This window comes from Pseudoalteromonas sp. MMG013 (assembly GCF_018100885.1).
GTDB classification, from domain to species: Bacteria; Pseudomonadota; Gammaproteobacteria; order Enterobacterales; family Alteromonadaceae; genus Pseudoalteromonas; species Pseudoalteromonas aurantia.
Genome location: NZ_JAGJEE010000003.1, coordinates 267,875 through 291,917 on the forward strand (window position 1 = coordinate 267,875; position 24,043 = coordinate 291,917).

The 24,043-nt window shown below is 41.7% G+C and carries 24 protein-coding genes; 15 read left to right on the top strand and 9 right to left on the bottom strand.

All coding sequences use genetic code 11. From position 1 onward, the window contains the following. Positions 1-2 precede the first annotated feature (2 nt). Genes J8L98_RS04660 through pspF form a run of 6 tightly spaced genes read right to left on the bottom strand, consistent with a single transcriptional unit; the run spans position 3 to position 6,363 of the window. Positions 3-764, bottom strand: coding sequence for an ATP-binding cassette domain-containing protein (locus J8L98_RS04660; protein ID WP_210995507.1), 762 nt, complete (start codon positions 762-764; stop codon positions 3-5). Beyond that, positions 749-1,756, bottom strand: coding sequence for an oligopeptide/dipeptide ABC transporter ATP-binding protein (locus J8L98_RS04665; RefSeq protein WP_210995508.1), 1,008 nt, complete (start codon positions 1,754-1,756; stop codon positions 749-751). Before J8L98_RS04665 ends, J8L98_RS04660 begins: the two co-directional genes overlap by 16 nt. Next, positions 1,756-2,649, bottom strand: coding sequence for an ABC transporter permease subunit (locus J8L98_RS04670; protein ID WP_192508284.1), 894 nt, complete (start codon positions 2,647-2,649; stop codon positions 1,756-1,758). The genes J8L98_RS04665 and J8L98_RS04670 overlap by 1 nt, the downstream gene beginning before the upstream one ends. Continuing rightward, complete coding sequence (locus J8L98_RS04675; protein ID WP_210995509.1) at positions 2,636-3,670, bottom strand: ABC transporter permease; 1,035 nt, start codon at positions 3,668-3,670, stop codon at positions 2,636-2,638. Before J8L98_RS04675 ends, J8L98_RS04670 begins: the two co-directional genes overlap by 14 nt. After that, positions 3,670-5,247: an ABC transporter substrate-binding protein gene (locus tag J8L98_RS04680; RefSeq protein WP_348771890.1), complete on the bottom strand. Its 1,578-nt coding sequence runs from the start codon at positions 5,245-5,247 to the stop codon at positions 3,670-3,672. The genes J8L98_RS04675 and J8L98_RS04680 overlap by 1 nt, the downstream gene beginning before the upstream one ends. Before the next feature lie 33 nt (positions 5,248-5,280). Next, on the bottom strand, positions 5,281-6,363 hold the full coding sequence (gene pspF / locus J8L98_RS04685; RefSeq protein ID WP_210995511.1) for a phage shock protein operon transcriptional activator: 1,083 nt from the start codon (positions 6,361-6,363) through the stop codon (positions 5,281-5,283). 185 nt (positions 6,364-6,548) lie between these two features. On the opposite strand from pspF, the gene pspA reads away from it, so the two are divergent. The 8 genes from pspA to J8L98_RS04725 all read left to right on the top strand — a co-directional run bounded on the left by pspA (position 6,549) and on the right by J8L98_RS04725 (position 13,123). Next, positions 6,549-7,208, top strand: a complete 660-nt coding sequence (pspA, locus tag J8L98_RS04690; RefSeq protein ID WP_210995512.1) for a phage shock protein PspA — start codon at positions 6,549-6,551, stop codon at positions 7,206-7,208. Positions 7,209-7,285: 77 nt separating this feature from the next. Beyond that, positions 7,286-7,516: an envelope stress response membrane protein PspB gene (pspB, locus tag J8L98_RS04695; RefSeq protein ID WP_192508279.1), complete on the top strand. Its 231-nt coding sequence runs from the start codon at positions 7,286-7,288 to the stop codon at positions 7,514-7,516. Beyond that, complete coding sequence (gene pspC / locus J8L98_RS04700) at positions 7,513-7,914, top strand: envelope stress response membrane protein PspC (RefSeq protein WP_210995513.1); 402 nt, start codon at positions 7,513-7,515, stop codon at positions 7,912-7,914. Before pspB ends, pspC begins: the two co-directional genes overlap by 4 nt. A gap of 83 nt (positions 7,915-7,997) precedes the next feature. Continuing rightward, on the top strand, positions 7,998-9,404 hold the full coding sequence (locus J8L98_RS04705; protein WP_210995514.1) for a YcjX family protein: 1,407 nt from the start codon (positions 7,998-8,000) through the stop codon (positions 9,402-9,404). Beyond that, positions 9,401-10,435, top strand: coding sequence for a TIGR01620 family protein (locus J8L98_RS04710; protein ID WP_210995515.1), 1,035 nt, complete (start codon positions 9,401-9,403; stop codon positions 10,433-10,435). Before J8L98_RS04705 ends, J8L98_RS04710 begins: the two co-directional genes overlap by 4 nt. 137 nt (positions 10,436-10,572) lie before the next feature. Further along, the gene (locus J8L98_RS04715) at positions 10,573-11,751 is read left to right on the top strand and encodes an aminotransferase class V-fold PLP-dependent enzyme (RefSeq protein WP_210995516.1); all 1,179 of its coding nucleotides are present in this window, start codon (positions 10,573-10,575) and stop codon (positions 11,749-11,751) included. A 220-nt stretch (positions 11,752-11,971) separates the two neighbouring features. Continuing rightward, positions 11,972-12,769, top strand: coding sequence for a phenylalanine 4-monooxygenase (gene phhA, locus J8L98_RS04720; protein ID WP_192508274.1), 798 nt, complete (start codon positions 11,972-11,974; stop codon positions 12,767-12,769). Between the two features lie 9 nt (positions 12,770-12,778). Beyond that, positions 12,779-13,123 carry a 4a-hydroxytetrahydrobiopterin dehydratase gene (locus J8L98_RS04725; protein ID WP_010361619.1) on the top strand — a complete coding sequence of 115 codons (345 nt, stop codon included), beginning with the start codon at positions 12,779-12,781 and terminating at the stop codon, positions 13,121-13,123. 112 nt (positions 13,124-13,235) lie between these two features. Here J8L98_RS04725 and dapD read toward each other — a convergent pair whose 3' ends face one another. From dapD to map, 3 genes are all read right to left on the bottom strand, one after another. Continuing rightward, positions 13,236-14,063, bottom strand: a complete 828-nt coding sequence (gene dapD / locus J8L98_RS04730) for a 2,3,4,5-tetrahydropyridine-2,6-dicarboxylate N-succinyltransferase (protein ID WP_210995517.1) — start codon at positions 14,061-14,063, stop codon at positions 13,236-13,238. Between the two features lie 10 nt (positions 14,064-14,073). After that, positions 14,074-16,692 (bottom strand): [protein-PII] uridylyltransferase, encoded by a 2,619-nt coding sequence (glnD, locus tag J8L98_RS04735; RefSeq protein ID WP_210995518.1) that lies wholly within the window; start codon positions 16,690-16,692, stop codon positions 14,074-14,076. A 217-nt stretch (positions 16,693-16,909) separates the two neighbouring features. After that, a complete protein-coding gene (map, locus tag J8L98_RS04740) occupies positions 16,910-17,704 on the bottom strand; it encodes a type I methionyl aminopeptidase (protein ID WP_210995519.1) in 795 nt (264 codons plus the stop codon). A 268-nt stretch (positions 17,705-17,972) separates the two neighbouring features. Between map and rpsB the strand changes: the two genes are divergently transcribed. The 7 genes from rpsB to ispC all read left to right on the top strand — a co-directional run bounded on the left by rpsB (position 17,973) and on the right by ispC (position 24,043). Beyond that, a complete protein-coding gene (gene rpsB, locus J8L98_RS04745) occupies positions 17,973-18,701 on the top strand; it encodes a 30S ribosomal protein S2 (RefSeq protein ID WP_010361623.1) in 729 nt (242 codons plus the stop codon). Positions 18,702-18,803: 102 nt separating this feature from the next. Then, on the top strand, positions 18,804-19,655 hold the full coding sequence (gene tsf, locus J8L98_RS04750; protein ID WP_010361624.1) for a translation elongation factor Ts: 852 nt from the start codon (positions 18,804-18,806) through the stop codon (positions 19,653-19,655). A gap of 150 nt (positions 19,656-19,805) precedes the next feature. Then, the gene (gene pyrH / locus J8L98_RS04755; RefSeq protein ID WP_119862042.1) at positions 19,806-20,543 is read left to right on the top strand and encodes a UMP kinase; all 738 of its coding nucleotides are present in this window, start codon (positions 19,806-19,808) and stop codon (positions 20,541-20,543) included. 23 nt (positions 20,544-20,566) lie between these two features. Then, on the top strand, positions 20,567-21,124 hold the full coding sequence (frr, locus tag J8L98_RS04760) for a ribosome recycling factor (RefSeq protein ID WP_010361626.1): 558 nt from the start codon (positions 20,567-20,569) through the stop codon (positions 21,122-21,124). Between the two features lie 77 nt (positions 21,125-21,201). Further along, positions 21,202-21,975, top strand: a complete 774-nt coding sequence (locus tag J8L98_RS04765; RefSeq protein WP_192508269.1) for an isoprenyl transferase — start codon at positions 21,202-21,204, stop codon at positions 21,973-21,975. An 11-nt stretch (positions 21,976-21,986) separates the two neighbouring features. Further along, positions 21,987-22,853 carry a phosphatidate cytidylyltransferase gene (locus J8L98_RS04770; RefSeq protein ID WP_192508268.1) on the top strand — a complete coding sequence of 289 codons (867 nt, stop codon included), beginning with the start codon at positions 21,987-21,989 and terminating at the stop codon, positions 22,851-22,853. After that, entirely contained in the window at positions 22,850-24,043 is a 1,194-nt protein-coding gene (gene ispC, locus J8L98_RS04775; RefSeq protein ID WP_210995520.1) for a 1-deoxy-D-xylulose-5-phosphate reductoisomerase, read from the top strand. The genes J8L98_RS04770 and ispC overlap by 4 nt, the downstream gene beginning before the upstream one ends.

The window sequence follows — 24,043 nt, forward strand, 5'->3', positions numbered from 1 at the left end:
ATTTATACATTCAGTAAACGTTGTGTAACCTTAGATTTAGGTTGGGCAAATATACTGGCTGTGTTTCCATACTCTACAACCTTACCGCGGCTTAGTACCAGTAATTGGTCGCTCATATGTTTCACTAGACTCAAGTGATGTGTAATTAAGATGAAGCTGAGCCCGGACTCTTTTTGTAACTGTAATAACAAATTGACCGTTTGTGCTCTTACTGATGGATCTAATGATGACAAGGCTTCATCTAGTACAACGACTTTTGGGTCTAAAATTAATGCACGGGCAAGTGCGACACGCTGTAATTGTCCGCCACTGAACATGTGAGGGTAGTATTCACAATGTTCGCTCAGTAGACCGACGCGACTTAAAGTAATTTTGATCTTTTTGTTGCGTTGTAAAGATGTTAAGCCAGTGTTGTATTTCAAGCAATCATCTAACATATCACCGATGGTAATACCGGGGTTCAATGAACGAGTCGGATCCTGAAAGATCATCCTAATATGGCGACACTGGTTTTGTCTTACACCGTCATCTTCAATGGTTTTACCATCGAGTAATATTTGCCCGCAATCAGCATGATCTGCGCCAGCTAATAATTTCGCTAAGGTACTTTTTCCAGAGCCCGTCTCGCCAATGATTGCCAAAGTTTCACCTGGCCCAACCGCAAATGAGATTTCTCTTAAAACCTGAATATGTTTGCGCTTGAAAATACCCGCGCGGCTTCTAAATGACTTACTGAGCGCTTGTACTTTTAAGACTGGTTGCATTTTTGCTTGTCCTTAAAAAGTGGAAAATGGCAAGCGTATGCATGACCGTGGCTTTTATTTTGTAAAGGTGTCACAACACACTGCTTTTGCGCTTGAGGACAACGCGGTCCCAATCGGCAACCAATAGGCAAATGTTGCAACGGTGGGATTGTGCCTTTGAGTGCATAGAAAGGTTCTTTATGCGCTAATCCTTGGGCATAATCGGGTAGGCTCTTAACCAAAGCTTGTGTGTAAGGGTGCAGCGGTTCATAAAAAACTTTTTGCGTTGGTCCAGCTTCGACCATTTGTCCGCAATACAGCACATGCATGGCATGAGACCAATGGGTGATCTCTTCTAATTCATGAGAGATCATTAATATCGACATATTCTTTAACTGATTCAGGCTTTTTAATAACCGAAATATTTGCGCGCGCGTGGTGCTTTCTAATGCCGTGGTTGGCTCATCAGCAATCAGTAGCTTAGGGTTTCTAGCAATAGCCATGGCTATCATTACTTTTTGGCATACACCTTCTGAAAGCTCGTGGGGGTAGCTGCTAGCGACTTTGACGTGTTCGCGGATCCCGACTTTATGCAGCAGCGCTTTCACTTTTTCTTTGCGCTCTGAATTACGGCCGAAAAATCCTTTTTTAAATGTTTTTTCAGGCAAAGACTCGGCAACTTGTTCAAATATTTTAGCTGTAGGGTCTAAGCTGCGGCTTGGTTCTTGGTAAATCATCGCCATATCTTTGCTGACAATTTTCCGGCGTTTTTCTGCACTTAAGCGCATTAAGTCAACACCCTGCCAATGCATGCGATCTGCGGTGACGGTCCAACGAGAATTGAGTACACCAACAATCGCTTTGGCAATGAGGCTTTTCCCTGACCCAGACTCGCCCACTAATGCATGTACTTCACCTTCTTTTAGGCTTAAGTTTACTTTATCAACGGCGCGAATAACGCCATCTTCAGTACGAAGCTCTATGGTTAAGTTTCTTATATCCAGTAGTTGCATTAGTCAGCCTTACGCTCTTTTAATACCTGTCTTAATCCATCACCAACTAAGTTTGTGGATAGTACGGCAATGAATAACAGTACACCAGGTAAACCCACAGTCCATGGTGCCAAATAAATTAGGCCTAAATTTTCAGCCAAAATTGCGCCCCATTCAGTGGTTGGAGGCTGAGCGCCTAACTTTAAAAACCCCAAGGCTGCAATATCTAAAATAGCAGTGGATAGTGCCATAGTAAAAATTACGACAATATGTTCGTAAATATTTGGCAGCACGCCACGGACTAATAGTTGCCACCGAGACGCACCATCTAGTCGAAATGCACTGATGTAATCTTTATTTAATTCATCGACGACGAGGTTTCGAATGGAGTGAACATATTGTGGGAGCAGTGCAAAAATAATTGCCCAAACAGTATTAAGCAAGCCTGGGCCCAAAATAGCGATAATAATTATCGCCAGCAACAGTGATGGAATAGATAATGTAATATCTAATAAATGGTTTAACACGCTCGAGCGAAATCCGTGGCTTATTCCCGCTAAAGTCCCGAGTAATACTCCAACCAATGTGGTGATGAGGGCTGCGATTATAGACAAACCAAAAGTAAATGTAGCCCCATTCATTAAACGAGATAACACATCTCGGCCTAAATCATCTGTGCCTAAAATAAATCTGACATCCCCTAAGTCATGCCAAGAAGGGGGCAGAAGTAGTGCATCGCTATGTTGTTGATTAATGCCATAAGGCGCGATAAATGGTGCTGTCAACGCAAGTAAGGTCAGAGCAATAAACACCCATAGAGCGACCAATGCAGGGTGGTTGCTTTTAAATTTTCGCCATAATCTGGACAGCGGTGAACGGTTTGATTCTTCGCTAAAAAGGCTAAACTTTGCCATATGCTTGATTCCGTGACAAAGGGTCAAAAAGAGTATGACTAAATTCAGCGAGCATATTTGCTAAAATAACGAACATAGACACAGCTAAAAGGCCGCCTTGAATAGCTGGGTAGTCGCGTTGGTATATACTATCAATCAGCCAACGTCCGATCCCAGGCCAAGAAAAAATGACTTCGGTGACCATGGCTAAGGTGATCAATGTACTAAATTGCAGTCCGATTTGTTTGATAACGGGAAGTAGTGCGTTTCTAAGCGCATGATGTAAAATGAGTTGACGTCGATTGAGCCCTTTTGCACGGGCTGTTTTTATATAGTTTTGTTCTAATACTTGCAACATTGAATCGCGCGTAAAGCGCACGAGTACGGTGGTAGGGTACATTGCTAACACAATGGTGGGCAGAGCGAGGTGCCTTAATGCATCAAAAAAGGCGAGTCCATGATAGGGGAAGCCTTGAATGATAATATCCACCAAGATGAAGTTGCTAACGGGCTGTATTTCATATAATAAGCCGATTCTGCCTGACATGGGAAATAGCCCTAATCCAAGACAAAAAACCATGATCAACAATAACGCAAGCCAGAATATGGGAATGGAAAAGCCCATCAAAGTGAGAGAGTTTATAACGCGGTCAGGCCATCTTCGATGGTATGCTGAAGCGATTATTCCAGCGGGAATACCGAGTAATACTGCGACACATAAAGCGTAGACACACAGCTCTAACGTTGCTGGAAAAAGTCGCGTAACATGCTCAAATACATTTAACCCTGATGACAGCGATATACCCCAATCTCCCGTTGCAATGCGTGCTAAAAATGCCCCATATTGCACCAACAGGCTTTCATCAATGCGATACTTTTCGACCAGAGCCTGTGCCTGAGTGTAATTGGTATTTACTTGACCACTAAAGTTAGTCAGTACATCGCCTGGAAACAAATAATTAAGAGAAAAGGTAAAAATTGTCAAAGTGACAACCATAAACAGCAGCAAGCTTAGTCTTCGTAATAGATATTCAATTAACATTATTTACGCCTTACTCGACCAAGTGAAATACCACCAAAGGGCCTAAGAGTAACGCCCGTTATGTCATTGCTAGTGGCTTGAAATCGAACGCCATGTGCAATGGGGATCAATGGAAGTTGTTCTATCAGCATTTTTTGCGCTTTATGGTAGAAAGTTTTGCGTAAATTAATATCAGTCGTATCTAAAGCTTGTGTTAGGAGTAAATCAAACTCCGGATGACACCAATTAGCAGGGTTTTTTCCACTAAAAGTAGCGGTGCAACTTAACAGTGGACTAAAGAAGTTATCGGGGTCGGGTGTGTCAGCTGCCCAGCCGAGCAGGACACTGTCATGCTCATGATTGCCAATACGTTCAATAAAGGTATTCCATTCATATTCAACGATCTTTGCCGAAATACCAATATTCTTTAGGTCACTCTGTATTAGCTCGGCCATTTTTCGCGCGTTCGGATTGTAAATTCGTGAGACTGGCATGGCCCACAGCGTCATATCGAAGCCATTTTCATAACCTGCTTCTTTGAGGTACTTTCTTGCCAATGTGGGATTGTACTGGGGCATATTTTCTTGTGCTTTAAAAGCCCATGAAGAGGGCGGCAAGTGGGAGCGAGCTAAAATACCGTTGCCATAAAAAACTGCTTGCATTATTTTATCGAAATCAACTGAGTGCGCGAGTGCTTTACGCACGAGTAAATTATCAAACGGAGGTCGCTCAGTATTAAATGCCCAATAGCCAATATTAAGATTGGCCGCTTTATCAACTCGGATGTCTTCTCTGGCATTGAGCACACTTAATTGTGTTGCACTTGGGTGGGCGGTAATATCACACTCTTTGGTCAACATTTTTGCAATGCGGCTGGTACCATTGGTAGTGATGTCAAACACAAGTTGTTGCATGGGTACACTGTGTTTCCAATATTTTTCATTACGGTGATAACGCACCAGATTATCGCGCAAAAAGTTTTTATATTTATATGGACCTGTCCCGATGGGAAAATGGTCGAAAGCGGGTTTATTTTCTTGAGCGATAAGCTGCTGAGCATACTCTTGCGATAAAATAACGGCAAAATCGGTAGCAATATTAGATAGAAAGCTACTTTCCGCGTTAAATAACTCAAATCTTACAGTATGCTCGTCTACTTTGATGACTTGGCGTATTAGTTGATCGGTTCCTACGCTTTGAAAGTAAGGGTATTCAGCGTCTCCGACGAAATGGTACGGGTTATACACATCAAATAGACGGCTAAAAGAAAATACCACGTCATCTGCGGTTAAAGGCCTAGAAGGTTGGAAGTAATCAGTACTATGAAATTCAACGCCTTGGCGTAATTTAAAGGTAATGGCTTTACCTTCATCACTGACTACCCAACTGGTGGCTAATTCAGGTTGAAATTCGGCAGTTTCAGGATCAATACTGATCAGGGTGTCGTACAACTGGCTTGCAATCAGGTCAATAGTCGAGCCTGTTGTTGTGACCTGAGGATTAAAAGACACAGGGTTGGCTTCAGCGCAATAAACTAGGCCCTGAGATTTTTCGTTTGTTAACTGTGGGCTCGCATCAACACAGCCAAGTAAATAGATACATATCGCACCTAGTACTATATTCCGCACGCCTTACGCCTCTTGTTTTTGACCTGACTCTAACAGGTTGTATTTTTTCAAATAACCACGTAGTTGATGATACGTTAATCCGAGCATTTGTGCAGTTTTCTTTTGATTAAATTGGCTATGTTCTAGCGCTTGTTGTAATAATTCAATTTCAAACTCATTCGACAGCTCTTTTAGATCACATGGGAATGCTACATTTTGCTTGGGTGCGATATTTGTAAGGGGAGACGTAGCCGGTTCTTTTATTGCAGCGTGCTCGGCAATAGGCGCACTAATAGTAGGGGCTTTCACACGTTGTGTTGGTCTAAAAGGGCTTTCAAACGGGTTGAGGATAATTTCGTGTACTGGCAGTTGTTCGCTGCCATGCCTATATAGGCTACGTTCAACCGTATTTTTGAGCTCTCGGATATTGCCGGGCCAGTCATAGCTCATTAGCGCATCAGTTGCTTTGCGAGTAAAGCCACTAAATAAAGACCAGTTTAAGTCTCTAGCCATATTGATGGCAAACTGCTCGGCCAAGAGCATGATATCTTCTTGGCGTGCGCGTAACGGAGGTAAAGTGATCACGTCAAATGCTAAGCGGTCGAGTAGATCATGCCTAAATTCGCCATTGTCAGCGAGTGAAGGTAAGTCTTCATTGGTTGCACAGACCAAGCGTGTATCGACTTTGACTGTACTTTTGCCGCCGACACGCTCAAATTCGCCGTATTCAATGACACGTAGGAGTTTCTCTTGCACCATTGCGGATGTATTGGCGAGTTCATCAAGAAAAAGAGTGCCACCGTTTGCTCGTTCAAACCGCCCTTCATGACGCTTGCTTGCGCCAGTAAACGCGCCACTTTCGTGGCCGAATAGTTCACTCTCTAATAAATTTTCATTTAACGCCGCGCAATTTAGTTTAACGTAATTTTGCTCCCACCTTTCAGAAAGGAAGTGTAGCCGAGCGGCGATGAGCTCTTTACCTGTGCCTCGCTCACCAATAATTAACACCGGCTTCTCTAGAGGGGCCAGTTGTGACACCTTATCTAACACAGTTAAAAAGCTGTCTGATTGACCGAGTAAATTGTCTTGTTGGCGAAATTGGCTCATATTGGCTAACTCTTAGTTATTTTTGCTAAGTGTTAGTGTATTTGATAATTACTGCGAACTAAAGTTTTTTCTGATATGATTTAATTTATTGATATTTATAAGCTTTTATTTTTAAAAAAGTTGGCAAGTTAATTGATACTAGTAATGTAAGCAACTTAAATTTAGAAACTAAAGAGGTAAAGATTATGGGAATTTTCTCACGTTTTGCAGATATCGTTAACTCTAATATCAATGCTATTTTAGATAAAGCTGAAGACCCTGAAAAAATGGTTCGTCTTATTATCCAAGAAATGGAAGATACGTTGGTTGAAGTGCGTTCAACTTCAGCTAAAACGTTAGCAGAGAAGAAAGAGTTAACACGTCGTGTTGGGCAGTTAAATGAAGAAGTTGAACAGTGGCAAAGTAAAGCTGAATTGGCGCTCACTAAGGGTAGAGAAGATTTAGCTCGCTCAGCTTTACTGGAAAAGCAGAAGTCTGCTGATGCGGCTGCAAGTGTTCAAAATGAGTTAGAGCACGTTGAGTCACATATAGAGAAACTGCAACAAGAAGTGGCGACGCTACAAGATAAACTGGCTGATGCTAAAGCACGTCAAAAAGCCATTGTACTTCGTCAACGCTCAGCAGAGTCTCGTTTAGAAGTGAAAAAAGCGCTAGATAGTTCGAAAGTAGAAGATGCTTTAAATCGTTTCGAGCGTTACGAGTCTAAAATTGATGGTCTAGAGTCACAAGTAGAGTCGTATGACTTAGGTAAAAAGAACCTGGCTGACGAGATTGCTGATTTGCAAAAAAACGAACAAGTTGATGATGAGTTAGCTGAACTTAAGAAAAAACTTGCTGGTAAATAATTGAGATAAAACGCATCGACTGACCAAGCTGTCGGTGCGAATAACATAGAACAAATAAGTCGCAGGAGTATCGAGTTATGGATCTTGAAGTATTAGTAGCACCAATTATTATTTTTATGCTGGTAGTGGCGCCATTATGGCTTGTACTTCACTATCGCAGTAAGAAACAGGTGAGTCAGGGGTTAAGCGAACATGAACATCGCCAGTTGCTTGAACTTGCAAGTAAAGCTGAAAAGATGGCAGAGCGTGTGGAAACACTAGAAGCAATCCTTGATCAAGAGGCGCCCGAGTGGAGACGTAAAATATGAGCAACATAAAGCGAGAACTTTATAGAGATCCAAAACGAGGAAAGCTGGCAGGCGTTTGTGCGGGGCTCAGTGATTACTTTAACATGGAGTTATGGTTAGTACGCATCTTGTTCATTACTGCAGTGTTGCTATCTGGTGGCCCATTATTTGTTGTTGTATACATTGCTTGTTGGTTCATTTTAGATAAAAAAAGTGATTATGTGACGAGCCCTTCAACACATAAAGATGCAGATCCAATTGCAGTCAAATTTAAAGTTTGGCAAAAAGGAGAGCCACCAAGGCAGGCATTATTTGATCTAAAAGAGCGATTAAATCGTTTAGACGATCGAGTTCAATGCATGGAAACATACGTTACCTCTAGCGAATTTACGGTCAGTCGAGAAATTAATAAGTTATAGTTTATCGCACGTGATGTGGCGTTTAATACGCCACGGCTTACTTTGGTTCTGTAACTACGTTGTTCAGGAGTAACACTTAATTTATGAACACCAGACGCTTCAGTAAAGATACTTTTGAGAAACTTAAAAATAAAGCACAAAAAACCCTGCACAGAAGTTTAGATCAACACATTAAGTTAGCTGTCACTGGATTTAGTGGAAGTGGAAAAACGGCATTTATCACGGCATTGATAAAACATTTAACAACCCAAGCAGACAAGCAAAACCTGCCTTTTTTCGATGTTGCTAGAGAGCAAAGACTGATTGCCGTTAAGGCGATTCCGCAACGCGCGTTAGATATTCCCACATTTGATTATAACTGTGCAGTGAACTCTTTATTGGCAAACCCACCTAGCTGGCCTTCCTCTACTCAGCGTATTAACACATTGACACTTGCATTGAAGTTTGAAACACGTAACGCGCTTAAGCAGCACCTTTCACCTATAAGTACGGTTTATCTTGAATTAATTGATTACCCTGGAGAATGGTTGGTTGATTTACCGATGTTAAATCAAAATTATCAAACTTGGAGTAAGGAGGTGCTGACATTATTAAAGCAACCTCAATATATTGATTATGCAAAAGAGTTTTTAACGGCTGTGGGCACTTTCGATAGTGATGCGGTTGTTGATGAAACGATATTGAAAAAATTGTCTGAGCAATATCAAAGGCTACTTTTAAGTTTGAAACAGCACACAAAGGTTGCTCAGTTACAACCAGGAAGAATGCTCATTCCCGGCGATTTAGCGGGCGCGCCGATACTGTTGTTTTTTCCATGTGATGGGGTAATGACAGTGAGTGATGAGACTCAGTATATGCATTTGGAAGCGCGTTTTAATGCATACAAGCAGCAGGTTATTGGCCCTTTTTATAAGCAGCACTTTTGCCAATTCGATAGGCAAATAGTGTTAGTTGATATATTAAGTGCTTTAGCTGATGGTCCAGATACTTTGCGAGAGCAAGAGCAGGCATTACGTAACATTGTGGATGTTTTTGATTATGGAAAATCAAATATGTTGAAACGACTGTTCTACCCAAAAATTGACAAAGTTTTATTTGCGGCGAATAAGTGTGACCATGTCAGCTATGAGCAGCAACCACAGCTTGCGAAATTGTTGCATAGTATGGTCCATGAGAAAAGTAATGACTTACGCTTTGCGGGTGTAGAAATAGACACAATGGCTGTTTCTGCAGTACAAAGTACGCAGCAAACTCAAGTTGTTGAATCAGGAAAAACCCTTAATTGTATTGTGGGAAAGCCAATTGATGAGCCCCACCAAATTACATTTTTGCCACCTCAACCTCCCACTCATTGTTTGAGCAAAGAGCAGTGGCCTGAGCAGGGTTTTGATTTTCTTTCTTTTGCCCCTTTGCCTGCAAAGTGTGGAAACTTAAGCCATGTTCGTTTAGATCATGTACTGCAATTTTTACTCGGAGATAAGTTACGATGACGGAGCAAAACGAGTTGCGTGCAGGGCGGCGCATTAAAATAGACAAGGTTCAGCAGTCAGAGCAATTGAATGATGACTCACTGCTCGCGGGTAAGCGTATTGTACAAGCCACATCAGTAGAGATCACACAAGTTGATGAAGCCGAATCAGCGTTAGATCAAACACTCAAGCCTAAATCGTCAGGAGTGAGTATTAAGCGATTGCTGTTTATCGGTTTAATGATTTTGATTGTTATTGAAAGTGTTTACAGCATTGTGGACGCAATTCAACGTTCATGGTTTTTGGGCGGTGTGTACATAGTAGTTTTGCTGCTAGCTTTAATCGTTGTGTTGCGCTTTACAATTGGAGAGTATCGCGCACTGCGATTACTCTCCAATCGCACCAGTACACAAAGTGATGCTTTACGGCTTTTAAATAGCACTCAAATTGGAGAAGCGCAACAATGGTTGGCGCCGCTGCTGACTTTACATACACCCGATGAAGTCCTTGAGTTTAAAGCAAGTATTAAGTCACACCATACTGATAAAGAGGTGTTACAGCTTTATCAAAATACATTACTGAAAAGCCAAGATGAACAAGCTAAAGCGTTAATTAATACACATGCGACGACAAGTGCAATGCTGGTAGCGTTAAGTCCAATGGCATTGTTAGATATGTTGGCGGTATTGTGGCGCGGAGTTCATTTAGTTGAAAAGCTGAGTCAGCATTACGGTATTCCGTTAGGTTATAGAAGTCGGATCACTTTGTATAGATTGTTACTTAAGCAAATGGTTTTTGCTGGCGCTGCGGAGCTTGTATCGGATTTAGCGTCGACAAGCCTTGGAGCTGAGTTATTGACGAAATTGTCAGCTCGCGCAGCACAAGGCTTAAGTGCAGGGGTATTTACAGCTCGGTTAGGGTACAAGGCTATGGAAATATGCCGGCCACTGCCACAACTAGAGCAGAAACCAAGGCTATTAAAGTCGACAATAGAAACAGTATTTACAACGCTGTTAAGTAAGGGAGACAATAAGCCTGCCAGCAAAGAGTGACAACAATTGTATACAAACTGTTGAAGTTAATCTTGCTCAGCTAGCCATCTTACCATCTGGCGTGCTTGTGAATTTTTATTCACTGATTTATTTATTAGGTAAATAAATTCAAGAATAACAACTTAACAGGCAATTTTATGAAGAAGTATCATGACAACACGCAATGTATTCATGGACCAACCCACTTTGACGACCCACATGGTGCATTGACGGCACCTTTGTATCAAACATCAACCTTCAAATTCAAAGATGCAGCACAGGGAGCTGCTCGTTTTGCTGGGGAAGAGGCCGGTTACATTTACACGCGTTTAGGTAACCCAACTACGACAGAGCTAGAGCAAAAAGTAGCAGCACTAGAAAGTATGGAAAGTGCCGCAGCAACGGCGACCGGAATGGGCGCGGTATCGGCATCAGTTTTGAGCTTTTTAGAGCATGGCGATCATCTCATTGCGTCAAATGCGTTATACGGTTGTAGTTTTGCTCTTTTTTCGCATATGTTACCTAAGTTTGGTATTGACGTTACGTTCGTCGACATGACAGATGAAGCGCAGTTACAGGCCGCGATTCAGCCAAATAGTAAGATGTTGTTTGCAGAAACGCCAATTAATCCAAATATGACAGTACTAGATTTAGCGATGATAGGGCAATTTGCTAAGCAGCATAATTTAATCAGCGTTATTGATAATACATTCTTGACCCCATTGTTACAAAAGCCTAAAGACTTCGGTATTGATATTGTCATTCACAGTGCAACAAAATATTTGAATGGGCATGGAGATGTTGTCGCTGGTGTGGTGTGTGGTTCGCAAGAACATATAGAAGTGATTAAGTTGACGGTACTCAAAGATATTGGCGCAACAATCAGTCCACATGACGCATGGCTGATTAACCGTGGTCTGAAAACACTGGCTGTCCGTATGGCACGCCACTGTGAAAGCGCGCAAAAAGTGGCTGAATTTCTTGAGAAGCATAATAAAGTGAGCCAAGTATTTTATCCTGGATTGCCTTCTCATCCTGGGTATAAGTATTTAGGCGAACAAATGAAAGGGGCTGGTGGCGTTATTGCTTTTGAAATAGTAGGTTCTTTAGCGGATGGAGAATCATTTATCAATGCCACAGAGCTTTGCACGTTAGCTGTAAGTTTAGGTGACCCTGAAACATTAATTCAGCACCCAGCATCTATGACGCATTCACCTTACACCCCAGAAGAACGACAAGCAGCGGGTATTTCGGATGGTTTGATCCGTATATCGATTGGTTTGGAGGATGTAGAAGATATTATTGCTGATCTCGAACTCGCTTTTAACGCTTTTTAGCGTAAATGTAAGTTTACTCTAGGTGTTTGTTTATAGCTTTAGATTGAGCGCTGTATTTATTTGTGTACACCTGTGTAATTAATTCATTACAAAATACGCATATCTAGCAATGGCGTTATACGCCGTTGCTATTAAACTTTTGCTTACTTTTACATAGTATCGTTGTCACAAGTTAAAGCGCGGCCTTAGATGGCCGTGATAGGTAACAATGAAGGTTTCTATGGCTAAATCGAGCAAATATACTTCTAAGCAACCCGATGAAAATGGTGTGATTGCATGGAGTGACGAAGAGAATAAAATTTGGTCTGAACTAGTAGCACGTCAGCTGCAATGCATCGAAGGCAAAGCCTGTGATGAATACATGGACGGACTAAAAAAAATAAACCTACCACATGATCGTATTCCACAATTGTCAGAACTTAACGAAGTGTTAGGTCAAGAGACTGGCTGGCAAGTTGCGCCAGTACCTGCGCTCATTGATTTTGATGAATTCTTCCGTTTGCTTGCAAATAAGCAGTTTCCAGTTGCAACGTTTATACGTTCACGAGAAGAGTTTGATTATTTACAAGAACCAGATGTGTTCCATGAAATTTTTGGTCATTGTGCAATGTTAACTAACCCTGCATTTGCCGAGTTTACACATAAATATGGTCAGTTGGGTTACGCAGCAGAAAAGAAAGATCGTGGGTATTTAGCGCGGTTATATTGGTTTACTGTTGAGTTTGGGCTAATGCAAACGAAAGATGGCCTACGTATATATGGTGGTGGGGTGCTATCAAGCCCAGGTGAAACACAATATGTTTACTCTGGTACGCCAGAAATTCAACCTCTGGATGTGAGTGATGTGTTACGTACGCCGTATCGCATTGATATAATGCAGCCAATTTATTACACGATTAATTCTATCAATGATCTGTTTGATATTTCACAGATGGATATTATGTCATTGGTTGCCAAGGCAAAAGAGTTAGGCTTATTTGAGCCAAAATTTCCACCGAAACAAAAACTAGCAAGTTAAGGATTTTAAATGTCTGATTTAAGTGCACAAAAATGTGAAGCGTGTCGTGCTGATGCGCCTAAAGTGTCAGATGAAGAGTTAGCAGTATTAATAAAACAGATCCCTGATTGGGTACCTGAAGTACGTGATGGGATCATGCAGTTAGAGAGAGTTTTTAAATTTAAAAACTTCAAACTCGCATTAGAATTTACGAATAAGGTTGGCGCAATGGCCGAAGATGAAGGTCATCACCCTGGCTTATTGACTGAGTGGGGCAAAGTGACCGTCACTTGGTGGAGCCATTCTATAAAAGGGTTACACAAAAATGATTTTGTGTGTGCTGCGAAAACAGATGATGTATTTGCCGCATTATAATTTTTGAATAATCCATCTCTTAGGTTATTTTAAAAAGCGCTATGTGAAGTATTCAAATAAAGAAATACTTCATCAAGCGCTTTTTTTTGGCTTATGCCAGACGAGCTGTTGATCAGTCGTCTATTGAGCGTAATAGTGCATTAATCCCGACTTTTTCACGCGTTTGTTGGTCTACTTTCTTAACGATGATTGCTGCATATAAGCTATGGGAACCATCTTTACTCGGTAGAGAGCCTGGAACTACAACGGCGCCCGCTGGTACGCGTCCGTAATGCACTTCGCCTGTTTCACGGTCATAAATGCGGGTACTTTGAGAAATGTATACACCCATTGAAATGACCGCACCTTCTTCAACAATCACACCTTCAACGATTTCTGAACGTGCACCAATGAAGCAGTTGTCTTCAATGATCGTTGGATTCGCTTGTAAAGGCTCTAATACCCCGCCGATGCCAACGCCGCCGGATAGATGTACATTTTTACCTATTTGCGCACATGAGCCAACAGTAGCCCATGTATCGACCATAGTGCCTTCATCGACATACGCGCCAATGTTGACATATGAAGGCATGAGTACCACATTTTTGCCAACAAAGCTGCCTTGACGAGCTACTGCGTTTGGTACAACACGCATGCCACCTTGGCGAAATTGCTCGGGGGTATAATCGCTGAACTTTAACGGTACTTTGTCGTAGAATTGATTCACACCGTCATTCATAGGCTGGTTGTCACGAATTCTAAATGACAACAATACGGCTTTTTTTAACCACTGGTGAACAACCCATTCACCACTTATTTTTTCAGCAACTCTTGCTGCGCCTGAATCCAATAAGCCCAAAGATTGGATTATTGCGTTGTACACTTCTTCTGAAACTTGGCTTGGTGAGATCCCGTCTCTTTGTTCCCAAGCTTGCTCAATAATACTTTTTAAATCAGACATAGTTTCCTCTTTACTCTGTTTCTGCATTTAATTTTTTCATCAAGTCACGATGTAATGCTGCTTTGTGCTCTTCTGCAAGAGCTTGATAGTCTGCGTTTGATATTACAAAGAAATCTTCGGCTCGTTCCCCTACCGTTGTAATTCTTGCCGCGTGAATATGTAATGAATTAGCTTGAAAAACCTCAGCTATTTTTGTCAGTAGGCCAGGTATATCTATGGCCTGAATTTCAATGAGATTACGGTTTACTCGGGCGTGGGGGCGTACAATGACTTTTGGTTTAATATTAAAGTCTTTGAATCGATGAGAACGGTTCTTTTTAGTCCGAATTTTTTTCTTTGGATCTTTTAATATTGCTTCTAAGCCACGGCGTATAGAGTTCGCACGGCTCCCGCTCATAGGGTCACCACTGACTTCTAATATAACAAAATTGTACACGACAGAATTATCTTTGGTCGTCATGACCTGAGCGTGTTGTATTTGTGCTTTCTTAGAGCCAATAACGGTAAGTAATTTTGCAAATAAATTGGCATTGTATGGACTGTAAACAAAAACCTGTGTACCACCATGCATCGCTTTTTCACCTACCACAACACAAGATGCATTTAGATCGTTGGTTTTTAGTAAATGCTCACTGTGCCAAGAGATTTGTTGTTCACTGAAGGCGGTAAAATAGTTTGCTTTAAATCGAGACCAAATAAGGTCTATTTTTTCTTCCTCATATTCTAAATTAATGAGTCTTTGTTTTGCTTGTTTCTTTTTATCTCGAATTTGATCCCGCATATCCATTGGGTTTTCAAGACCTAGCCTTAGAGCGTGCTGAGAGTGTAAATAAAGCTCACGGAGTAAGGTGTTTTTCCAATCATTCCAGAGGTTATCATTGGTTGCGCGAATATCAGCAACCGTTAAGCAATATAAGTAATCGAGCTGGCGCTCATTCTTTACAATTGAAGCGAACTCAGCAATCACATCAGGGTCATTGATATCTTTGCGTTGTGCCGTTACAGACATTAATAGATGATTGGCAACTAACCAAGATACTAATCGCGCATCTGAGTTGGTGAAACCGTGCACTTTACAAAAAGCGAGTGCATCAACAGCGCCAAGTTCAGAGTGGTCTCCACCACGTCCTTTAGCAATGTCATGAAAAATTGCTGCCAAGTAGAGCAATTCAGGTTTGTCCATCCGCGTGATAATTTCGCTGCAAATAGGGAATTCTTTTTTACGGTCTTTTTCAGTGTAAAGGTAGATATTATTGATGAGTTTATGGGTATGTTCATCAACGGTATAGGCATGGAATAAGTCAAACTGCATTTGGCCAAAAATATTACGCCATTGTGGTAAATAGGCTGCAATTAGACCATGCTTATGCATCAAGGTGAATGCTCTTCCCATGCCGTTAGGGTGTTTAATTAAACGTAAGAAAGCATCTCGGCACCCCGCATAGTCTTGTAGGTCGCCCAGCAATCTGCGGCGTACTTGACGCATTGTTCTAATGGTACTTGGTTCGACACTTGTGATTTCAGGGTGTTCTGCAATATGTTCAAATAATACAAAGAGTTGTTCCCTGCGGAAAAAAACAGAAGGATTTTTTACCCCTATTTTATTTCCGATTCGTTCGAAATTTTCATCAAGGGAGACAGCTGTACGCTCCAATTGATCCGGTAAAATACTCTGTTCAAAATACGATAATAGCATTTGGTTCATTTCACGAACGCGGCTCATGATCCTGAATAACCGCTTCATCATACGCTCAACCGATGCTTTCCCTTCGGAGCCAAAACCAAGAATTTCAGCAGCATGGGGTTGATAATCAAAAAGCAGCCTATTTTCACTTCGACCTGCTGCTAAATGCAGCGCAAAACGAATGTTCCATAAATTTTCTAAGCACTCAAGAAGCTCTTGATATTCTTCGTGTGTTAAATAACCATGATTGATTAACTCTTCAAGAGTTTCGGCGTGAAAGTGCTTTTTAGCAACCCAGAAAATGGTTTGTACATCTCTCAATCCACCAGGATTTTCTTTAATATTTGGCTCTAGGTTGTAAGCCGTACCGTGGCACTTTCTGTGTCGAACTTTTTGCTCATCAACTTTTGCGAGAAAGAAATCAGCAGATTGCCAAATAGGGGTCTCCACAATGTGGCTTCTGAGTCTTTCAAATTCAACATGATTACCACAGATCAGACGGCTTTCGAGTAAACTCGTAGTGAAGTGTACATCTTGTTTTTTTTGGTCAAGCACTTGTTCGTGCGTGCGTACACTGTGACCAATTTCTAGATTTAGATCCCAAAGTAGGGTGACAAACTGTTCAAGTGCAGAGGTCATAGTTGCATTTGGAGTGTCATTTACAAGCAATAAAAAATCAATATCAGAGTAAGGGTGTAATTCCCCTCGACCATAGCCGCCGACGGCAATGAGGGCTAACTCAGGATAACGAGCTAAGCCAGTATCATTGAATAACTTTATCAGCAGTCTATCAATAAATTCTGCGCGAGAGTTGATCAGGTTACGAACGGGTTGTTTCGAAAACTCATTGCTAAGCCACTTATAAAAGTAAGCAGCACAATCTTTTAAGTCACACAGTTGCTCTGCATTATCGAGCAGTGTTTTTACTTTATTAGGCAATGCCACAACAGGCTCCCTGCATCTTATTCTTGGTGGGTGCTAAGGGTTAAATTGATCTGAATAGTCTATTCAAGCTCAATACCATCGCAAAGGTATTGAGCTTAGCTTACTGACTTGAGCACAAAGGGCAACGCTTGATTGCCATTTTTTGCTTTGTTTTTAGCTTCGTGAGCAAAGCACCGACAGAGCTTTACTCAGCGAAGGTTTTACAGCGAAGCATTTATTATTGTGCTGGATGTTCAATAATTTTGTCGATCGTATCATCGTTGCGGTGAGTTAAGATCTCAACACCATTGTCAGTGACAAGTAGTGTGTGTTCCCACTGGGCTGAAAGGCTTCGGTCTTTCGTTAAAACCGTCCAATTGTCTTTTAGCACTTTACATTGACGCTTACCCGCATTAACCATAGGCTCAATGGTTAAACACATCCCTGCTTTTAATGTTTCACCAGTGCCCGCTTTACCGTAATGCATGACTTGCGGTTCTTCGTGGAACTCGGCGCCAATACCATGACCGCAATATTCGCGAACGATTGAGTAATTAAAGCCTTCCGCGTATTTTTGAATTGCAGCACCTAGGTCACCCAAACGCACGCCAGGTTTTACCATTTTGATCGCGAGATACAAACTCTCTTGTGTGATTTCAGCAAGGCGTTTACCTTGAATGTTTGGGGTTCCTACATGAAACATTTTCGATGTGTCGCCATGGTAACCATCTTTGATAACGGTAATATCGATATTGACACTGTCACCGTCTTTCAGCGCTTTGTCATTTGGGATACCATGACAAATTACGTGATTAACAGACGTACAAATTGATTTTGGGAAACCATGATAATTAAGTGGAGCAGGAATGCCTTGTTGCTCGTTAATGATGTAATCATGACAAATTGTATTTAGCTCGTCTGTTGTGACCCCTGGCTTCACAAAAGGCTCTATCATTTCTAGTACTTCTGCTGCTAAACGCCCAGCAATACGCATCTTTTCGATCTCATCAGGGGTTTTAATCACTGCACTCATTCAGACTCCAAGTCGGTTATTTTAAGTTTATTTCAACGCACAATTTTTATACTGATTGTTGAGTTCTGTTATTTTATATGGTATAAAGCGCGCCGTCTTTTTACAAATTTATCTTAGAGATGTTTGTATTTAAGGCAACCACAATTTTATTTTAACACACACACATATCGACACATACACTTGGGTGCATGTCTTAGTAAAATACTGAACATGTTGGTGCTATGGGATATGTGGAGGCTTAACCCTAACTAACTTAGAGGAAATTAAAATGGCAAACGTTTCAATGCGCGATATGCTTCAAGCTGGTGTTCACTTCGGTCACCAAGCACGTTACTGGAACCCAAAGATGAAGCCTTTCATCTTCGGCGCTCGTAACCGTGTACATATCATCAACCTTGAAAAAACTGTACCAATGTTCAACGATGCACTTAAGTTCTTACAGAACGCTGCTTCTAACAAAGGTAAAATTCTTTTCGTAGGTACTAAGCGCGCTGCAAGCGAAGCAGTTAAAGAGTCAGCTCTTCAAAGTGAGCAGTTCTACGTAAATCACCGTTGGTTAGGTGGTATGTTGACTAACTGGAAAACAGTTCGTCAATCAATCAAGCGTCTTAAAGACCTTGAAACTCAAAGCCAAGACGGTACTTTCGAGAAGCTAACTAAAAAAGAAGCGTTAATGCTTACTCGTGAAATGGAAAAGCTTGAAAAGAGCCTTGGCGGTATCAAAGATATGGGCGGTCTTCCAGACGCTATCTTCGTTATCGATGCAGATCACGAGCACATTGCAATTCGCGAAGCTAACAACCTAGGTATTCCAGTAGTATCAGTAGTTGATACTAACTCGAACCCAGATGGTGTTGATTTCATCATCCCAGGTAACGACGATGCAATCCGTGCTATCCAGCTTTACACTGGCGCTGTTGCAACTGCTATCACTGAAGGCCGTGAAAGCAATATCGTTGCTCAAGCAGAGAACGACGATTTCGTTGAAGCTGAGTAATTAGCTGTCATCAAGTCTTCATCAATTCGTGATGAAGACTTGATATTCTTGAAGAGCGGTCATCCCGCTTCCCTAAACATATTCAGATCTGAGGATATACTAATGGCTGTAACTGCTGCCCTAGTTAAAGAATTACGCGAGCGTACTGGCGCTGGCATGATGGATTGTAAAAAAGCGCTAACTGAAACTGCTGGTGACATTGAACTAGCAATTGAAAACATGCGTAAGAGCGGTGCTGCAAAGGCTGCTAAAAAAGCAGGTAACATTGCTGCTGAAGGCACAATCCTTATCAAAGAAGGCGCAGGCTTTGCTGCACTTCTAGAAGTTAACTGTCAAACAGACTTCGTTGCTAAAGATGAGAGCTTCCTTGCGTTCGCTAACTCTGTACTAGACGTTGCTGCAACTTCTAAAGTTGCTGTTGCTGAGCTTCAAGCACAGTTTGAAGAAGCACGTGTTGCACTAGTTGCTAAAATCGGTGAAAACATCAACGTTCGTCGCGTTGAGTACATTGACGGTGCAAGCCTTTCTACATACCGTCACGGTGAGCGTATCGGTGTTGTTGTTGCTGGTGAAGCTGATGCAGAAACGCTTAAGCACGTAGCGATGCACGTTGCTGCATCTAAGCCTGAGTACGTAAACCCTGAAGACGTACCTGCAGACGTAGTTGAAAAAGAAAAAGCGGTTCAAATTGACATCGCAATGAACGAAGGCAAGCCTGCTGAAATCGCTGAGAAAATGGTTGTTGGTCGTATGAAGAAGTTCACTGGTGAGATCTCTCTTACTGGTCAAGCGTTCATCATGGAACCTAAAAAATCTGTTGGCGATATCCTTAAAGAAAAAGGCGCAACAGTATCTAACTTCGTACGTTTAGAAGTTGGCGAAGGTATCGAGAAGAAAGAAGAAGATTTCGCTGCTGAAGTTGCTGCTCAAATCGCAGCTGCAAAAGGCGAGTAATCTCTCTTTTCTCAGCAAAAAAAGCAATGAGGCTATAATGGCGGATTTGCTTTTGCTTCAACGCTGAAAATTCTTTAAAATAACCGCGCATTTATGACTTTCATAAGCGCGGTTATTTTTTATCTCACTTTTACAAATGGCCCGGAAACTATGACTATCAATCGAAAACCTGTTTTTAGACGCGTTCTTCTCAAACTAAGCGGTGAAGCTTTAATGGGAGATGAAGGCTTTGGCATTGATCCAAAAGTATTGGATCGTATGGCACAAGAAATAAAAGAATTAGTAGAGCTCGACGTAGAAGTGGGTTTGGTTATCGGGGGCGGTAACTTCTTACGAGGTGGTTCATTAGCTGAAGCGGGTATGAACCGCGTAGTAGGCGACCACATGGGTATGCTTGCAACCGTGATGAACGGTTTGGCTATGCGTGATGCACTGCACCGTGCGTTTGTAAACTGTCGTTTAATGTCGGCAATTCCACTGAACGGCGTATGTGACGCGTACAACTGGGCTGAAGCAATTAGCTTGTTAAAGTCTGGCCGAGTTGTTATTTTCTCAGCGGGTACGGGTAATCCATTTTTCACAACTGATTCAGCTGCATGTCTACGTGGTATTGAAATTGAAGCCGATACTGTGATTAAAGCGACAAAAGTTGATGGCGTATTTAGCGATGACCCAGTTAAGAACCCAGATGCAACCTTGTATCGTCATTTGACGTACAATGAGATCATTGATCAAGAATTAAAGGTGATGGACTTAGCGGCATTTACGCTAGCACGTGACCATAATATGCCTTTAAGCGTATTTAACATGAATAAACCTGGCGCGTTAAAACGCGTCATTATGGGCGAAGAAGAGGGTACTCTTATCTCTTCAGCACCTTCTGAATAATCAAACAAGACTAGGATTGAATTGTGATTAACGATATTAAAAAAGACGCGCAAGAGCGCATGCAAAAAAGTGTGGCAGCCCTAGCTAGCCAACTTTCTAAAATTCGTACTGGCCGTGCACACCCTGCATTGCTAGACGGCATCATGGTTTCATATTACGGTGCAGATACACCACTAAACCAAGTTGCAAACGTCTCAACAGAAGACTCTCGTACATTGACGATTAGTGTATTTGATAAGTCTTTGGCTCAGGCTGTTGAAAAAGCAATTATGTCATCTGATTTGGGCTTAAACCCTATGTCTGCAGGTACGATTATTCGCGTACCATTACCTCCGCTAACTGAAGAGCGCCGTAAAGACTTAATCAAAATAGTACGTGGTGAAGTAGAAGGCGGTCGTGTTGCTATCCGTAATATTCGCCGTGATGCCAATGGTGATATTAAGTCTTTATTAAAAGATAAAGACATTTCTGAAGATGAAGCACGTCAAGCTGAAGATGAAGTTCAGAAGTTGACAGACAAGTTTGTTAAGGAAATGGATACACAATTGAGCGCAAAAGAAGCTGAGTTGATGGAAATCTAAGCAGTTCGAAATTATTAGTTTTGCAACGCTGTCTGGGGTATACTAGGCGGCGTTTTTTTTTATAGAAATCGGGATTTATGAGTTTAAGCGCTGACACAATTTCGCAGCAATCTTTGCCAAAACACGTCGCTATTATTATGGATGGTAACGGACGATGGGCGCAATCTCGCAATCGCCCACGTACATATGGCCATAAAAAGGGCGTTGATGCGGTTCGTACGGCAGTACAGTTTTGTTCGAAACTTAACATTGAGTCTCTCACTTTATTCGCATTTAGTAGCGAGAACTGGCGTCGGCCAGAAGATGAAGTCAGTACACTGATGGAATTATTTCTATTTGTGTTAACTAAAGAAGTAAAAAAGCTTCATAAAAATAATGTTAAATTGAATGTTATTGGTGAAATTTCTCGTTTTCCGAACTCGTTACAAGAACGAGTTGCAGTAGCACATGCGTTAACTGAGAATAATACCGGCCTGCAGCTAAATATTGCTGCAAATTATGGTGGTCGTTGGGATATTACCCAAGCGGCACAAAAACTTGCTATTGAGGCTAGTGAAGGAAAAATTCAGCCAAGTGATATCACGGAAGAAGCAATAACTAACCATCTTTCTATGGCACATCAAAGTGAATTAGATTTATTAATACGAACTGGTGGTGATTGTCGTATTAGTAATTTTTTGCTTTGGCAAGCAGCGTATGCTGAACTCTATTTCACAGATACACTTTGGCCTGACTTTAATGAAGAGGCGTTTGCAGAGGCCATTGCATGTTATGTATCTAGAGAGCGACGCTTTGGCTGCACAGGCGATCAAATAAAAGAATTACTCGCAGTGTCAAAAGTAACAAGTTAAAGGTAATTAATTTGCTTAAACAACGTATTATAACTTCAGTGGTTCTTGCGCCGCTGGCTTTGCTTTTGGTTTTTTATACACCATTAGCTTTATTTAGTTTTATCGCAGCAGCTATCGTATTGCTAGGTGCTTGGGAGTGGTCTGCTTTTATGGGGCTCGGGAGAGTGCGTCAGCGTTTGTCAGTTGTTGCATTGATGGGCATCATCATTTCCATATTACATACCCATTGGCCGATAGAGTCCTTATGGCAACAGGGTAAGTTAGTTGCCGATGCAAATTATATTTTTACTTTGGCTTTTGCCTGGTGGCTGGTCGCAACCTTTTTGGTTTTTAAATACCCTTCAATGAGCAGAGCATGGAATGAGGGCATAATTATGCGTGCCATTGCAGGCATATTAACGCTCATTCCGCTTTGGTTAGCACTTAATGTGATGCGCAGTGCAGAGTATGAGCAGTCTCAACAATATGGGTCAACTCTCATAATGGTGGTACTCGGTATCGTATGGAGTGCGGATATCGGTGCATACTTTGCGGGTAAAAATTTCGGTAAGCGCAAATTAATGCCCAAAGTGAGCCCCAATAAAACCATTGAAGGTTTGCTTGGCGGGGTTGTAACTTCTGTGATATTTGTTTTGCTTTTTTGTTATTTTGCAGAAGTTGAATCACACCAATGGCTATTATATTCAGGGCTCACAATCGGTGTAGCGCTATTTTCTGCGATTGGAGACTTGCTCGAGAGCATGTTTAAGCGCGAAGCTGGTTTAAAAGATTCAGGATCTATTTTGCCTGGGCATGGTGGCATACTCGACCGAATAGATAGTTTAACTGCGGCAGCGCCCATCTTCGCTTTATGTTACGCTTGGATTGTTACTCTATGAGTATGAAAAACAATGTTGTAATACTGGGAGCGACAGGCTCGATCGGACTTTCTACAATTGATGTTATTGAAAGAAATAAAGATGAGTATACGATTTTTGCATTAGCCGCAGGTACAAATGTGGCTAAAATGACGTCATTGTGTGTTACACACCATCCTCAGTATGCAGTGATGCACTGTGAAAGAGCGGCTAAGCAGCTTAAAGATGCTTTAAAACATACCTCGGTTAAAGTTTTGAGCGGCACTCAAGCTATGTGTGATGTGGCTGCCCATAACAATGTTAATACGGTTATGTCAGCAATTGTTGGTGCAGCTGGGTTGTTACCGACGCTTGCAGCCGTTGAAGCTGGTAAAAAGGTGTTATTAGCAAATAAAGAGTCGCTAGTGATGTCTGGCCAGTTATTTATGGACAAAGTAGCGCAACACGGTGCCACTTTATTACCTATAGATAGTGAGCACAATGCAATTTATCAATGTTTGCCACAGGCGTTTCAACGCAATACTGATTTAGGTATACACCATCAAGGGATCAGTAAAATTTTGCTAACAGGGTCAGGTGGTCCGTTTTTGACGCGAGACTTAGCCACACTCCCGAGTGTGACAGTGAGTGAAGCTGTTGCACACCCAAACTGGTCCATGGGCCAAAAAATCTCAGTAGATTCAGCAACAATGATGAATAAAGGACTTGAGTTTATTGAAGCCAAGTGGCTTTTTAATTGTACAGCTGAAGATATCGAAGTGGTCATTCATCCGCAAAGTATGATCCATTCTATGGTGCAATATAAAGATGGCTCTGTGATCGCTCAGATGGGCCAACCTGATATGAGAACCCCCATAGCTTACGGCTTGGCTTATCCAGAACGGATTGATGCAGGTGTACAGCCTCTTGATTTTTCTAGCATAGCAAACTTTACCTTCACAAAACCAGATTTTGAGCGCTATCCAAATTTGGCATTGGCAATGGATGCGTGTAAGTCTGGGCAGGCCGCAACGACAACGATTAATGCTGCAAATGAAATTGCTGTCGCTGCGTTTTTGGCTCAGCAGATCGGCTTTTGTGATATCTATAGAGTAAATGCCGAGGTGCTTGCTAAATCGACATTAACTTCATTAAATTCGGTACAGGAAATTATGGCTCAGGATGCTCAAGCTAGGTTACTGGCAAAACAATGTATTAGTGAATTGAGATAA

Excerpts from the sequence above, each read along its gene's own strand:
- J8L98_RS04665 (WP_210995508.1), bottom strand. The coding sequence starts at position 1,756 with ATGCAACTACTGGATATAAGAAACTTAACCATAGAGCTTCGTACTGAA.
- map (WP_210995519.1), bottom strand. The coding sequence starts at position 17,704 with ATGAGTGCAGTGATTAAAACCCCTGATGAGATCGAAAAGATGCGTATT.
- J8L98_RS04715 (WP_210995516.1), top strand. The coding sequence starts at position 10,573 with ATGAAGAAGTATCATGACAACACGCAATGTATTCATGGACCAACCCAC.
- ispC (WP_210995520.1), top strand. The coding sequence starts at position 22,850 with ATGAGTATGAAAAACAATGTTGTAATACTGGGAGCGACAGGCTCGATC.
- phhA (WP_192508274.1), top strand. The coding sequence starts at position 11,972 with ATGGCTAAATCGAGCAAATATACTTCTAAGCAACCCGATGAAAATGGT.
- J8L98_RS04765 (WP_192508269.1), top strand. The coding sequence starts at position 21,202 with ATGAGTTTAAGCGCTGACACAATTTCGCAGCAATCTTTGCCAAAACAC.
- pspA (WP_210995512.1), top strand. The coding sequence starts at position 6,549 with ATGGGAATTTTCTCACGTTTTGCAGATATCGTTAACTCTAATATCAAT.
- J8L98_RS04670 (WP_192508284.1), bottom strand. The coding sequence starts at position 2,649 with ATGGCAAAGTTTAGCCTTTTTAGCGAAGAATCAAACCGTTCACCGCTG.
- J8L98_RS04705 (WP_210995514.1), top strand. The coding sequence starts at position 7,998 with ATGAACACCAGACGCTTCAGTAAAGATACTTTTGAGAAACTTAAAAAT.
- pyrH (WP_119862042.1), top strand. The coding sequence starts at position 19,806 with ATGACTATCAATCGAAAACCTGTTTTTAGACGCGTTCTTCTCAAACTA.
- pspC (WP_210995513.1), top strand. The coding sequence starts at position 7,513 with ATGAGCAACATAAAGCGAGAACTTTATAGAGATCCAAAACGAGGAAAG.
- pspB (WP_192508279.1), top strand. The coding sequence starts at position 7,286 with ATGGATCTTGAAGTATTAGTAGCACCAATTATTATTTTTATGCTGGTA.
- J8L98_RS04660 (WP_210995507.1), bottom strand. The coding sequence starts at position 764 with ATGCAACCAGTCTTAAAAGTACAAGCGCTCAGTAAGTCATTTAGAAGC.
- J8L98_RS04710 (WP_210995515.1), top strand. The coding sequence starts at position 9,401 with ATGACGGAGCAAAACGAGTTGCGTGCAGGGCGGCGCATTAAAATAGAC.
- J8L98_RS04725 (WP_010361619.1), top strand. The coding sequence starts at position 12,779 with ATGTCTGATTTAAGTGCACAAAAATGTGAAGCGTGTCGTGCTGATGCG.
- pspF (WP_210995511.1), bottom strand. The coding sequence starts at position 6,363 with ATGAGCCAATTTCGCCAACAAGACAATTTACTCGGTCAATCAGACAGC.
- dapD (WP_210995517.1), bottom strand. The coding sequence starts at position 14,063 with ATGTCTGATTTAAAAAGTATTATTGAGCAAGCTTGGGAACAAAGAGAC.
- tsf (WP_010361624.1), top strand. The coding sequence starts at position 18,804 with ATGGCTGTAACTGCTGCCCTAGTTAAAGAATTACGCGAGCGTACTGGC.
- J8L98_RS04675 (WP_210995509.1), bottom strand. The coding sequence starts at position 3,670 with ATGTTAATTGAATATCTATTACGAAGACTAAGCTTGCTGCTGTTTATG.
- rpsB (WP_010361623.1), top strand. The coding sequence starts at position 17,973 with ATGGCAAACGTTTCAATGCGCGATATGCTTCAAGCTGGTGTTCACTTC.